The 12629-nt window shown below is 62.1% G+C and carries 15 protein-coding genes; 5 read left to right on the top strand and 10 right to left on the bottom strand.

Translation table 11 applies throughout. The annotated features are described in order from the left end of the window. The first annotated feature begins 216 nt into the window (after nucleotides 1-216). Nucleotides 217-801, top strand: coding sequence for a ribosome hibernation-promoting factor, HPF/YfiA family (gene hpf, locus NKJ15_RS05535; protein WP_023675267.1), 585 nt, complete (start codon nucleotides 217-219; stop codon nucleotides 799-801). Nucleotides 802-860: 59 nt separating this feature from the next. Then, nucleotides 861-1325: a PTS IIA-like nitrogen regulatory protein PtsN gene (gene ptsN / locus NKJ15_RS05530; protein ID WP_023675268.1), complete on the top strand. Its 465-nt coding sequence runs from the start codon at nucleotides 861-863 to the stop codon at nucleotides 1323-1325. A gap of 92 nt (nucleotides 1326-1417) precedes the next feature. Here the strand turns inward: ptsN and NKJ15_RS05525 are convergent, their stop codons facing one another. Together NKJ15_RS05525 and NKJ15_RS05520 are read right to left on the bottom strand one after the other, a co-directional pair. After that, nucleotides 1418-1675: a BQ00720 family protein gene (locus tag NKJ15_RS05525; protein ID WP_023675269.1), complete on the bottom strand. Its 258-nt coding sequence runs from the start codon at nucleotides 1673-1675 to the stop codon at nucleotides 1418-1420. Nucleotides 1676-1738: 63 nt separating this feature from the next. Next, nucleotides 1739-2164, bottom strand: a complete 426-nt coding sequence (locus tag NKJ15_RS05520; RefSeq protein WP_023675270.1) for an Hsp20 family protein — start codon at nucleotides 2162-2164, stop codon at nucleotides 1739-1741. Between the two features lie 144 nt (nucleotides 2165-2308). Here NKJ15_RS05520 and NKJ15_RS05515 point away from each other — a divergent pair, with 144 nt between their 5' ends. Next, nucleotides 2309-3250, top strand: a complete 942-nt coding sequence (locus NKJ15_RS05515; RefSeq protein ID WP_352469434.1) for a nucleoside hydrolase — start codon at nucleotides 2309-2311, stop codon at nucleotides 3248-3250. A 489-nt stretch (nucleotides 3251-3739) separates the two neighbouring features. On the opposite strand, the gene NKJ15_RS05510 is transcribed toward NKJ15_RS05515, so the two are convergent. The 5 genes from NKJ15_RS05510 to NKJ15_RS05490 all read right to left on the bottom strand — a co-directional run bounded on the left by NKJ15_RS05510 (nucleotide 3740) and on the right by NKJ15_RS05490 (nucleotide 8263). Then, nucleotides 3740-4108 (bottom strand): hypothetical protein, encoded by a 369-nt coding sequence (locus NKJ15_RS05510; protein ID WP_352469435.1) that lies wholly within the window; start codon nucleotides 4106-4108, stop codon nucleotides 3740-3742. A 52-nt stretch (nucleotides 4109-4160) separates the two neighbouring features. Next, nucleotides 4161-4775, bottom strand: coding sequence for a LysE family translocator (locus tag NKJ15_RS05505; RefSeq protein WP_352469436.1), 615 nt, complete (start codon nucleotides 4773-4775; stop codon nucleotides 4161-4163). A gap of 102 nt (nucleotides 4776-4877) precedes the next feature. Then, on the bottom strand, nucleotides 4878-6338 hold the full coding sequence (locus tag NKJ15_RS05500) for an amidase (RefSeq protein ID WP_352767782.1): 1461 nt from the start codon (nucleotides 6336-6338) through the stop codon (nucleotides 4878-4880). A 6-nt stretch (nucleotides 6339-6344) separates the two neighbouring features. Continuing rightward, nucleotides 6345-7253, bottom strand: coding sequence for a ribokinase (locus tag NKJ15_RS05495; protein WP_352502653.1), 909 nt, complete (start codon nucleotides 7251-7253; stop codon nucleotides 6345-6347). 116 nt (nucleotides 7254-7369) lie between these two features. Continuing rightward, the gene (locus tag NKJ15_RS05490; protein WP_352453988.1) at nucleotides 7370-8263 is read right to left on the bottom strand and encodes a methylated-DNA--[protein]-cysteine S-methyltransferase; all 894 of its coding nucleotides are present in this window, start codon (nucleotides 8261-8263) and stop codon (nucleotides 7370-7372) included. Nucleotides 8264-8378: 115 nt separating this feature from the next. Here NKJ15_RS05490 and NKJ15_RS05485 point away from each other — a divergent pair, with 115 nt between their 5' ends. Continuing rightward, complete coding sequence (locus NKJ15_RS05485; RefSeq protein ID WP_352469440.1) at nucleotides 8379-9194, top strand: class I SAM-dependent methyltransferase; 816 nt, start codon at nucleotides 8379-8381, stop codon at nucleotides 9192-9194. A gap of 9 nt (nucleotides 9195-9203) precedes the next feature. Here the strand turns inward: NKJ15_RS05485 and NKJ15_RS05480 are convergent, their stop codons facing one another. Next, complete coding sequence (locus NKJ15_RS05480) at nucleotides 9204-9698, bottom strand: DUF2244 domain-containing protein (protein ID WP_023675281.1); 495 nt, start codon at nucleotides 9696-9698, stop codon at nucleotides 9204-9206. A gap of 22 nt (nucleotides 9699-9720) precedes the next feature. On the opposite strand from NKJ15_RS05480, the gene nth reads away from it, so the two are divergent. After that, nucleotides 9721-10548 carry an endonuclease III gene (gene nth, locus NKJ15_RS05475; RefSeq protein WP_352814491.1) on the top strand — a complete coding sequence of 276 codons (828 nt, stop codon included), beginning with the start codon at nucleotides 9721-9723 and terminating at the stop codon, nucleotides 10546-10548. A 28-nt stretch (nucleotides 10549-10576) separates the two neighbouring features. Here the strand turns inward: nth and NKJ15_RS05470 are convergent, their stop codons facing one another. Together NKJ15_RS05470 and NKJ15_RS05465 are read right to left on the bottom strand one after the other, a co-directional pair. Continuing rightward, nucleotides 10577-12088: a tripartite tricarboxylate transporter permease gene (locus NKJ15_RS05470; protein ID WP_352814489.1), complete on the bottom strand. Its 1512-nt coding sequence runs from the start codon at nucleotides 12086-12088 to the stop codon at nucleotides 10577-10579. A 9-nt stretch (nucleotides 12089-12097) separates the two neighbouring features. Beyond that, nucleotides 12098-12565, bottom strand: a complete 468-nt coding sequence (locus NKJ15_RS05465; RefSeq protein ID WP_352469443.1) for a tripartite tricarboxylate transporter TctB family protein — start codon at nucleotides 12563-12565, stop codon at nucleotides 12098-12100. Nucleotides 12566-12629 lie beyond the last annotated feature (64 nt).

Genomic DNA, 12629 nt, shown 5'->3' with positions numbered 1-12629 from the left:
GGACGGGCTGGCGAGTGGATTTGAGTTCGCCGATGCCCGCACGAGAGATGGTCCGTCACGATGTAGGCCACGGGACGGCCAAGAAGGCGGCTTGTGATCAACCGGAAAGTTCGGATCTAAAATCGGCGCAAGTGACGCCGCAAAAGCTTGTGCGCGCGGACCACGAGTATAAACTCGGGACAGTTTGAAGCCTGAGCAAGGAAGGTCAGTTTTCAGATGACACTGCGCATATCGGGAAAACACATGGATATCGGCGATGCGTTCCGTACGCGCATCAACGACCGTGTCGGGGAAGTGATCGGGAAATATTTCGATCGGGGCTTTTCAGGGCAAATCGTAGTCGTCAAATCGGGGTCGCGCTACACGGCCGATTGCATGATCCGGCTGGACTCCGGTGCTTCGCTGCAGGCGACCGGCGATGCCCAGGATCCAACGCTTGCCTTCGATACCGCGGCGGACCGTCTGGAAACACGCCTCAGGCGCTACAAGCGCCGGCTGAAGTCGCACAATTCAGGCAATAGCAACGGCGAGCTCACCGACGTCGCCTATACGGTGATGGCGCCGCTTGCCGACGACGAGGAGGACATACCGGAGAATTTCGCGCCGGCCATCGTCGCCGAATCGACCATGACGCTGCGGACCATGTCGGTGGCGTCAGCGGTGATCGAACTCGACACCAAGGACAGCCCGGTCCTGGTCTTCCGCAATGCCGGAAACGACCATCTCAACATCGTCTATCGCCGGCCGGACGGGAATATTGGCTGGATCGACCCGTCCACGGCCAAGGTCGCGCAGGGGTAAAAACCAGCCGCACGCGAGCGTGGGGACTGGCGACGGCAGGCGAACAAGGGATTTCAAGCATGGATCTGAGCGATCTCGTCAGCGTTCCGGCAATCATGCCGGCGTTGAAGGCGAACTCCAAAAAGCAGCTGCTGCAATTGCTGTCCGAAAGGGCGGCGGCGATTTCCGGCATTCCGGAGCGAGAGGTGTTCGACACCATCCTGCAGCGCGAGCGGCTCGGCTCCACCGGCGTCGGCAACGGCATCGCCATTCCGCACGGCAAGCTGGCCGGGGTGAAGCGGATCGCCGGCGTTTTTGCCCGGCTGGAGACACCGGTGGACTTCGAGGCCCTCGATGATCAGCCGGTCGACCTGGTGTTTCTGCTTTTGGCTCCCGAAGGCGCCGGCGCCGACCACCTCAAGGCGCTGTCGCGCATTGCGCGGGTGCTGCGCGACGCCGACACGGTTGCCAAGATCAGGGGCACGCGCGACGCCGTAGCCATCCACGCGCTGCTGTCGGACACACAGGCCTCGCACGCCGCCTGAGGTTTTGATTAAATCCGTTGAAGGGCCGCCGTGAGCGGCCCTGTCCGTTTCCAACCAGATCGCTGCGCCGTATTTGTCAGTGGATAACGACGTTAGTGGATAGCGACCGGGGTCAGATCGTTTTCCAGCGCGCCAGCCAGTGCCCGGTCGCGAGCGTCCGAAAGCAGGATCGGCTGGCCATTGGCGGCAAACAGGGCCCACAGTTCCAGCCCGGGCGCGATTTCGCCGAGGCCCGGGAAACGGCCGCGCAGATCGTCGCTCGACACTTTCCTGAGATAGGCGACAGAACCTTCGCCGAGATGGGCGAATTCGCCGCTGGTCATGATGATATTTTCGTTAGTTCTGGTCATTTCAAGCCTCCTTGCCGCGAGATGCCGCTCAAGGCCATCCCGCATGAGAGCTATCGGCAAAAATCAGTCTTTCACCGATATGTTTATTTTTCGTACCAGCCGTTCGGATTCCGGCCGATCGAGATCGATCGACAGAAGGCCGTTCTTCAATTCCGCCGCAATCACCCGCATGCCGTCGGCCAGCACGAAACAGCGCTGAAACTGGCGCGCGGCGATGCCGCGGTGGAGGAATTCGCGCTCGGTGTCGTCGTTCTGACGGCCGCGCACGACCAACTGGTTCTCCTCCGTTGTGACATCGAGATCGCTTTCCGCGAAACCGGCGACGGCGAGCGTGATACGCAGCCTTTCGGTTTTGCCGTCGGCACCGCTGAGGCGCTCGATGTTGTAGGGAGGATAGCTGTCACCGGACTTTGCCAACCGCTCCAGCGTCTTTTCCATGGAATCGAAACCGAGGAGAAGCGGGCTGGAAAAAGGCGTCATTCGGCTCATGTTACAGTGTCCTCTCAAGAGCGACATAAAGTGGAAAAACCCGGATGGCATTTTTCCCGATGGTCTTGATATGGTCCGCCGCCCGGCAGACTTCAAGCCGTCACACGTCCCGCCCAAAAAGACTTGCCAAAACAAGGAATTGAAATGCCCCAATCCCGCAGGATCATCATCGACACTGACCCCGGCCAGGACGATGCCGTCGCCATATTGCTGGCGCTGGGCAGCGCCGAGCTGGAGATCGTCGGCATCACCGCGGTGGCCGGCAACGTGCCGCTGAAACTTACCGAAAAAAACGCCCGCAAGATCTGCGAGCTGGCCGGCCGGCCGGACGTCAAGGTCTATGCAGGCGCCATCCGGCCGCTGGCGCGCGAACTCGTCACCGCCGAGGAAGTGCATGGCAAGACCGGCCTCAACGGGCCGCAACTGCCCGAACCAAAGATGAAACTGCAGGACGAGTATGCGGTTGATTTCATCGTTGAGACGCTGATGAACGAGGAGAGCGGCACGATCACGCTGTGCGCGCTCGGGCCGCTCACCAACGTTGCGCTGGCGCTGATCCGCGAGCCGAAAATCGCGCCGCGCATCAAGGAAATCGTGCTGATGGGCGGCGGCTTCTTCGAGGGCGGCAACGTCACGCCGACCGCCGAGTTCAACATCTATGTCGATCCGCATGCTGCCGATGTCGTGTTCAAATCCGGCATTCCGATCGTGATGATGCCGCTCGACGTCACCCACAAGGCGCTGACCACCGCCAAGCGTACGAAGGCCTTCCGCAAGCTCGGCACCAGGGTCGGCACGGCCACCGCGGACATGCTGGAATTCTTCGAACGTTTCGACGAGGAGAAATACGGTACCGACGGCGGCCCGCTGCACGATCCTTGCGTGATCGCGTATCTGCTGAAGCCGAAGCTGTTCAAGGGGCGCAACTGCAATGTCAGCGTGGAAACCGCCTCGGAGCTCACCATGGGCATGACGGTGATCGACTGGTGGGGGGTGACCAAGCGGCCGAAGAACGCCATGGTGATGCGCGACATCGACCATGATGCGTTTTTCGCGCTGTTGCTGGAACGGCTGGGGCGGCTTTAGGGCTGCTCAGTAGTTGAGCAGGCGGTAGGTGGTGGTACCGTCCTGGCGTTGTTGTTCTTCGATCGAGACTTCCGATCCAATCATGTGGGGTGTTTCCACCTCACCATCGACAAATATCCGAGCGTTGCCCTCATAGAGGCGGACTTCATATCTATAATAAAGTCCATGTCCGACGGAACCCCTCGGATTTAGAGGCATCGTCGCAACATCTTCGACGGTGCCTCCTACGAGTTGTGTGCCAGTGATCGGACTGTTCTGCCTGGTTACAATCGGCACAGCGATCGCGAGAGCGAGCGCACACAAGATTGTGATGCCAACAACTCTGTCGCGAAACTCTTCCCGAAGCAAAAGAATGCGGGTTCTAAGAGAAGATTTGCCGGCCCCATACCTTAGAGTTGAGTAGCATAGGGGCTTTGTTCAAGAGCGATTCCCCGAAAAAGCCATGTCACTCGCGTCACCTTTGAAAACAGCTTATCGATCGATCGTCGTTCAATTTGCAAACCGGTAAAAGACGAAGCCATTGTCGCGCGTGACGCGCTCGATGCCTACGCGCGAGCCGATCAGATGCGGGAGGTCGTCGTAAACGAGGACCGTCGAACCGTTCTCAAGGACCAGCAGATATTGGATATTGCGCCCTTTACCCTGTCCACTTTTGATCGTCGCATCGACCGGGTCGACCGATCGGATCGGACTTGCGTCATTCGCCCATTTGTTCAGAGCCGACGGAACCATCGCCGCGAACAAAGCGATGAACAGGATCACGCCAAACGCGTTCCTTTTCAAATCCGCGTAACTCCACGGCATAGACATGAATCCCCAACTGTTGATCCATGTGGTGGCCTGAAGGCCGACTTTCAATCGGCTTTCCTATTCCAGGATGTTGCTGTTGGCGTCGCCGGGCTCGCGGCCGTTACTTCGCCTTGGAAAAGGCCAGCCACAGGCCGCCGCCGACCAGGAAGCTGCCGCTGATCCTCGACAAGAGCTTGAGGCGGCCGGCCGACAGCAGGCGTCCGGCGCGGCCGGCGGCCAGCGCGTAGGTCGAATCCGAGACTGCGGCGAAGATCATCGCGGTGAGACCCATGACGCCGATCTGTAGTGCGTAATTGCCTTCGGGAGCGATGAACTGCGGAAAGAAGGCGCCGAAGAACACTAGCGTCTTTGGATTGCTGATCGCCACCAGCAGGCCCTGCAGGAAGAAGCCGCCACGTGGCCTTTTTGCCGTTCCGTCGGCGTTCAGCTTGCCTTTCGAGCGGAACATCTGCACGCCCATCCAGATCAGGTAGGCGGCGCCGATCAGCCGGACCCACTCGAACCAGTGGCCCATGCCCGCGATCAGCGAAGTCAATCCGATGCCGACGATGGCGATCATGATGGCTAGCCCGGCCTGGGTGCCGGCGACATTGGCGAGCCCTGCGCGCGAGCCGTGGCGGATGCTGTTGGCAATGATCAGCGTCACCGTCGGCCCCGGCACCAGGATGATGACGATGCAGGCGACGACATAGGTGGCGTAGAGTTCCAACGACATTTTTCCCTCCACAGATGCCGCTCGTGCGGCGCGCTGTCGCGATCAATGCATGGCGATGAGTTGCGTGCAAGCCGGCGAGGCGCCGACAATGCGGAGTTGATTTCAGCAGGCGCCGGCCTGCCATGGCAGCGTTGTCTCATAGGCGGCAGCCGCCCTCAGCACGGAGAGGTCACCGCGCGGCCGCCCGATCAATTGCATGCCCATTGGCCTGCCCCTGGCGTCGAAGCCCGCCGGCACATTGATCGCCGGGCAGCCGCCCAGCGTGGCGAACGCTGAAACCTGCATCCAGCGATGATAGCTGTCCATGGCACGCCCGGCCACTTGCCTTGGCCAGTGGGTGACGACATCGAAGGGAAAGACCTGTGCGGCTGGCAGCGCAATCAGGTCGAAACGCTCGAAGAGCGATAGCAGCATTCGGTGCCAGGACGAGCGCCTCACCGTGGCGGCGTGGATCTGCGGCGCGGTGAGGCGCAGTGCATGTTCCACCTCCCACACGGCCTCCGGCTTCAGCAGGCTGCGTTTCGAGGGATCGTCGTAATGCGCCTTGAGCGCACAACCGCTGCTCGCCTGGCGAAGCGTTACAAAGGCTTGCCACAGCGCTTCGAAGTCGAATTTCGGCATCAGCGGCTCGGCCTCGAAGGATACATCCGCGAACCGGCCGAGTGCTGCCTCGCAAAGCTGTAGAATGCCTGCTTCAACCGGCAGATGGCCTTCGAGATCGCCGAGCCAGGCGATGCGCCCGCCGGCCGCCGGTGCGTCCAGCCCTTCGAGGAACGAGCCTGGCTTATCATGCGACAGCGGCGCGCGAGGATGATAGCCGGCCTGAACGTCGAGCAGCAACGCCATGTCACGCACGTTACGCCCCATCGGCCCTTCGACGCCCATTTGCGCAAGAAACACATCAAGGTCTGGGCCGGCCGGCACCAATCCCTGCGATGGACGGAAGCCATAGACATTGTTGTAGGCAGCGGGATTGCGCAGGGAACCGCCAAAATCGCTGCCATCGGCAACGGGAACCATGTCGAGCGCCAGCGCGACCGCCGCACCGCCGCTCGAGCCGCCGGCGGTCAGCGCCGGGTCAAATGCGTTGAGCGTCTGTCCGAACACGGTGTTGTAGGTGTTGGAGCCGAGCCCGAATTCGGGAACATTGGTCTTGCCGATGATGATCGCGCCGGCCTTGCGGACGCGCTCGACGAAGAAGTCGTCTTCCTCAGGCACAAAATCGGCGAAGATCGGCGAGCCGAAGGCGGTTCTCAGGCCTTTTGTCAGCGCAAGATCCTTGATCGCGATCGGCAGGCCGAACAGCGATCCGGTATCTCCACCTCGCGCCAGATGAGCGTCAGCGCTGTCGGCCTCGCGCAGGATGTCGGCACGCTCACGCAATGAAACGATAGCGTTGACCAGCGGGTTCACCGCCTCGATCCTGTCGAGGAATGCCGCGACCACTTCGCGCACCGAAAGCTGCCGGCGCCTGATCTTCCCGGCAAGCGCCACGGCAGACAGGCGGCAGATGTCGCCGGCGGGCGGCACCGCGTGCTTCGTCGTCGGGCGCATGGCTGTCATCCCGCTTTAGCCTGCAGATTTCTGCAGGGCGGCATCGACGTCCCTGGCCAGCGGGATGGCCGGCTGTGCACCGGCTTTCAGGCAGGCCAGCGAACCGGCTGCGGCAGCGCGGGCTAGCGCCTGGTCGAGCGGCAGGCCGGCTGCCAGCCCGGCTGCAAAATAGCCGCAGAACGTGTCGCCGGCACCGACCGTGTCGAGCGGGGTGATCTTCAGCGCCGGAACCATCAGGAGATCGTCCGGCGTTGCCGCCAGAACGCCGTCCGAGCCAAGCGTGACGACGATGGTGCGGCCGGTTCTCGCGGCATAGTCGCGCATCCGTGCCGGGCGGTCGCGGCCATTCAACGACAGCGCCTCGCCATAGAGGTCGAACTCGGTTTCGTTGGCGACGAGATAGTCGGCCTTGCCGAGGAAGCCGGCCGCGTCGCCATGGAAAGGTGCGGTGTTGAGCACGGTGATCGCGGCGGCCGTGCTTGCCGCGTCGAGTGCTGCCTCGACGGTCTGCAGCGGGATCTCCAGTTGCAGCAGCACGACGTCGCCGTTTTTTACGAAAGCCTTGGAAAGGTCACCCGGCACGACCGAATCATTGGCGCCCGGCACAACGGCGATCACGTTCTCGCCGTCGGCGCCGACCATGATCAACGCGGTACCGGTCGAGGCAAAGGTCTCGCCGACGCCGGACAGGTCGATCTTGCCGTCGCGCAGCAGCGCCAGAGCGTCGCTGGCGAAGCTGTCCTTGCCGACCGCGCCGACCATGCGCACCTTGGCGCCGGCGCGGGCGGCGGCCAGCGCCTGGTTGGCGCCCTTGCCGCCGGGGGCAGTAGCGAAACCGGAGCCGCGCACGGTCTCGCCGGGACCGGGCAAGCGGTCGACACTGGCGATGAGATCGAGATTGATGGAGCCGATGACGACGATCAAGTAGTGCCTCCCGCTAGCGCATACCACTCTAATTGCGCGGGAAGCTACTCCGTAAGATCGCTGCTTGTCACCCTAGCGGTCCTTGCATCGCTCCAATCGTTCCATTCGTTGGCTATTCAAGAAGAGACCTGTCCCGCCTCCCAGCCGAGGATGGCGCGTTTGCGGGTCAGACCCCAATGGTAGCCGGTGAGTGCGCCGGACTTGCCGAGAGCCCGGTGGCACGGCACGACGAAGGACATCGGATTGGCACCGACCGCGGCACCGACAGCCCGGCTGGCACTCGGTGCGCCGATGCGCGCGGCGATCGAGGAATAGGTGCAGGCCTGGCCCATCGGAATGCGCAGCAAGGCCTCCCAGACACGGACCTGGAAGTCTGTGCCGATCATGACAACGCGCAGCGGCTGGTCGGCGCGCCACAGCGACGGATCGAAGATGCGCGCGGCATAGGGTGCCGTCGCCGCCATGTCCTCGACATAGGTCGCATTCGGCCAGCGGCTGGACATGTCGGCAAAGGCCGCACGCTCGCCGCCGGGGTCGTTGAAGGCGAGGCCGGCAAGGCCGCGGTCCGTCACCATGATCAGCGCGATGCCGAAAGGCGAGATATGATAGCCGTAGCGGATGGTGAGCCCTGCGCCGCGGGTCTTGTAATCGCCCGGCGACATCGCTTCGTGGGTGACGAACAGATCGTGCAGCCGGCCTGGGCCGGACATGCCGAGTTCGAACGAGGTTTCAAGCAGCGGCATGCCGGCATCGAGCAGCTTGCGCGCATGATCGAGGGTGACGGCCTGCAGAAAAGCCTTGGGCGACAGGCCGGCCCAGCGGGTGAACAGCTTCTGCAGCCCGGTCGGCGTCTCGCCGACCTCCTCGGCCAGCACTTCCAACGAAGGCTGGTCGCGATAGTCGAGGCTGATCTTTTCGATGGCACGACGGACGATTTCGTAGTCTCCACCTTCAGGCGTGATGTCTTTCTGAAGGATTGCTGTCGTTTTGAGAGGCATTTGGGCGTTCATGGCAGTATCTCCTTGAGTGCGAATATCGTCCTTCGCGGCGCCGATCACCACCCGAAACTTGCTTTCCCGCGGCATGTACCCAGATAGAGCTGGGCTTTGAATGGGGAGGACGGTCGTGGCTGGTGAAAAAGTAAACCTGACCGGGGCAAAGGAGACTTTGCTTTTGACACTTTACGGCAAGGCGCTGGAGAGCCGGCTGCCCAATTCGCTGCTCAGGGACTACTTTGCCGACGAGGCGGTGCGCAACATCGACTATGATTTCTCACGGCTCAAGGTCGACAACAATCTCGGCGTCGGTCTAGCAATCAGGGCAAAGACGCTGGACGTCTGCGTTCAGGACTTTCTCGCCCGAAATCCTGACGCCATCGTACTGCATCTCGGGTGTGGGCTCGATACGCGCGTATTCCGTATCGATCCGCCAGCCGGCGTGGACTGGTTCGACGTCGACTATCCCGAAGTCATCGACCTCAGGCGCAAGCTCTATCCCGTGCGGGATCACTACCACCTGATCGCTTCGTCGGTCACCGAACCGGGATGGCTGAACGAAGTACCTCGGGATCGCCCGGCCATAGTCGTGGCGGAAGGCCTGACTCCCTACCTGGGCGCCGAAGAGGGGCAGCAACTGTTTTCTCGTTTGGTGGGACATCTTTCGAGCGGCGAACTGGTTTTCGATGCCTATAGTCGCCTGGGCCTGAAGATCATTCGCCTCAATTCCTCCTTCCGCGCCACCGGTGCCGAGGTCCATTGGAGCATCGAGAACCCGCATGAGTTGGAGCGAGCCGTTCCGAAGCTGCGGTTCGTCGAGGACATCCCTGCCTATAAGCCGGAACATGCCGCTCGCATGCGCTGGTTCGCGAAACTGTTTGTTCGCCTTTGGAAATACATTCCAGCATTGCGCAAGATCGGCAGGCTGTTGCGCTATCGGTTCTGAAACGCTGGCTCAGCGCGCCTTGGCGGCTGCCAGAGCGCGCGAAAATGCGGTGGCAAAACTCTCGCGGTCGGCGGGGTTGAGAAAGCCGCCGATCGAGACGGTTTTTCCTTGCGCCTCGACCGCCATTCTGGTGATGCCGATCTCGGCGTGGCGGGCGATCGAAAAGCGCGCCCAGAACGGATTGAAGCGGTGTGCTTCCGATTTGCCTGACGGGGCAGTCTTGCGGATGTCGAGGCTGGTGCGCGACACCGATACCTCCTCGCGAGCCCGGGCGGCACGATAATTGGCGCGGAAGGCGATGTAGACGGCGATCACGTCGAGGCCGAAGAAGCCGAACACCGGCCAGGCGCCGCGCGACAGAAAAAAAGCTCCGGTCACCAGCCAGCCGAACAGCAGGGCGCCCATCAGTATGGCAAAGCCGGTCTTGCCCAGCGACCGGTGCGGTGTCAGCAGCGCCTGGAAAAATGGCTCGTCGGCCTGAAATGAGGCGTTTGTGTCGCTCATTGGGGAATATTATAGGAAGGCAATGACAAGCCCCAAGCCCAAAAACTCTTCTGCGCTAAAAAAAGACCTGTTGCCCGGCCGCCGCGACGGCTCGAACGCCAAGCGGCGTCCGCGGCCCGCAAGATCGCGGGCGCTTTACAGCGCGGCCGAGGTGCATGAGATTTTCCGGCGCTTTTCCGTTCAGCGGCCGGAACCGAGGGGCGAGCTCGAATATATCAACGCCTTCACGCTGTTGGTGGCGGTGGTGCTTTCGGCTCAGGCGACGGACGCCGGCGTCAACAAGGCGACGCGGGCGCTGTTCAAAATTGCCGACACGCCGCAAAAGATGCTGGCGCTGGGCGAGGCCAAGCTCGGCGACCATATCCGCACCATCGGGCTATGGCGCAACAAGGCCAAGAACGTCATCGCGCTGTCGGAGGCGCTGATCCGCGACCATGGCGGCGAGGTGCCTGAGGATCGCGATCAACTGGTCGAGCTGCCGGGTGTCGGCCGCAAGACCGCCAACGTCGTGCTCAATGTGGCATTCGGCCAGCATACGATGGCGGTCGACACGCACATCTTCCGCATCGGTAACAGGCTCGGCCTGGCGCCGGGCAAGACGCCGGAACAGGTCGAGCAAGGTTTCCTGAAGATCATTCCGGATGAATATATGCGGCACGCGCATCATTGGCTGATCCTGCACGGCCGCTATGTCTGCAAGGCGCGCAAGCCGGATTGCCCGGCCTGCGTCATCGCCGATATCTGCAAGGCCAAGGAAAAGACGACCAGCGTGCCTGCACCGCTGGTGGAGATCGCGCCGCTCGGGCCAGGAGAAGCGGCTACTGAGTCAGTGCCCGGCAAGCGACTGTGAAGTTCCTCGCATGTGGCGCCGTCCACGTTCAGGAACTCTCTTCGACAAACACCTCCTCGCGCTTCTTCTTGACCGCGGGGAGAAACACGATGACGAGCACGGCAAGCGCGATGAGGAGCAGGCTGGCGCTGATCGGCCGCGTCACGAAGGTGCTCGGATCGCCGCGCGAGAGGATCATGGCGCGGCGCAGGTTTTCCTCGAGCAGCGGGCCGAGCACGAAGCCGAGCAGCAGCGGCGCAGGTTCGCAGCGCAGCTTGGTCAGGAGGTAGCCAAGCAAGCCGAAGAAGGCGACGGCATAGAGGTCGTAGACGTTGGTGTTGACGCTGTAAACGCCGATCGAGCAGAACGCCATGATGATCGGGAAGAGCACGTAGTAGGGGATGGTAAGAAGTTTCACCCAAAGCCCGATCAGCGGCAGGTTCAAGATGATCAGCATCAGATTGCCGATCCACATCGAGGTGATGATACCCCAAAACAGCGCAGGCTGTTCGATGGCGACATTGGGGCCGGGCACGATGCCCTGGATGATCATAGCGCCGATCGTCAGCGCCATTACCGGGTTGGCCGGAATGCCGAGCGTCAGCATCGGGATGAAGGAGGTTTGGGCGCCGGCATTGTTGGCCGATTCCGGTCCGGCGACGCCTTCGATGGCGCCCTTGCCGAATTCCCCGGGATTTTTCGAGACACGTTTTTCGACGGTGTAGGAGGCAAAGGCGGCAAGGATCGCGCCGCCTCCCGGCAGGATGCCGAGCGCCGAACCGATGATCGTTCCGCGCACGATGGGAGCCGCCATGCGCCGAAAATCTTCGCGGGTCGGCATAAGGCCGGAGATCTTTCGGATCAGCACGGAACGCTCATGCTCGTTTTCGAGGTTGCGCAGTATCTCGGCGACGCCGAAGACACCGACCGCCACTGCGACGAAATTCAGCCCGTCGGCATATTCGCGGATGCCGAGCGTGAAACGGGGTGTACCGGTGTAGATATCGGTGCCGACAAGGCCGAGCAGCAGGCCGAGCACGACCATGGCCAGCGCCTTGACGATCGAGCCGTGGGCGAGCGCGACGGACGAGACCAGACCGACAATCATCAGCGAAAAATACTCGGCAGCACCGAATTTTAACGCTATCGCCGTCAGCGGCGGGGCAAAGATGGCGACGAGGAAGGTCGACACCGTGCCGGCAAAGAACGAGCCTATCGCCGCGGTCGCCAGTGCCGCCCCGGCGCGGCCGTTCCTGGCCATCTGGTAGCCGTCGATGGCGGTGACGGCCGACGAGGATTCGCCAGGCATGTTGATGAGAATAGCGGTAGTCGAGCCGCCATACTGCGCGCCGTAATAGATGCCGGCGAGCATGATCAGGGAGGAAACCGGATCGCCGATCTGGAAGGTGATCGGCAACAGCATGGCAATGGTTGCGGTGGCGCCGATACCGGGCAGGACACCAATCAGCGTGCCGAGAAGGACACCGATCAGGCAGAAACCGAGGTTTGCCAAAGATGTGGCCGTCGAAAAGCCGAGTGCGAGATTGTTGAGGAGTTCCATTTCATCTCCTCACAACGACAGTGGCAACCACGGGCCGAAACGCCGGAACGGCAGGCCGAGTGCGTAGCTGAAGATGGCGAACGCGAACAGCGTCAGGCCGGCCGACAGCACGAGCGCGGTCAGCGGCTTCATGCGGCCGCTGGCAAACGATGCGATCAGCGCCGCCAGGAAGATCGATGGGATGAAGCCGAGGCCGCGCACCGTCAGGCCGAAGAAGATCGGAGCAGGCAGGATGAACAGCATGCCGCGCCACGCAATGTAACCGATCGGCTCGCTCTCGAAGCGCACTGCCTCGACTAGGATGACGGCGCCGAGCAGAATGAGCACGATCGCCAGAACCAGGGGGAAATAGCCCGGCCCCATGCGAAAGGCGGTGCCGATTTCGAGGCCCAGCGACTGCAGCGCGAAAAAGACGCCAATAAAGATCAACAGCGCGGCGCATATGCCGTTGGCTCTGTCGATTGCGAAAGGTTTCATGACGTCCTCCCGGCCCGCCTCACGGGCGTGCCGATGCCGGTGTAAAAACGGGGCGCCGGCGGCG

It is taken from the genome of Mesorhizobium sp. M0207 (assembly GCF_040321995.1).
GTDB lineage: Bacteria > Pseudomonadota > Alphaproteobacteria > Rhizobiales > Rhizobiaceae > Mesorhizobium.
This window is presented reverse-complemented; position numbering and strand designations above follow the sequence as displayed.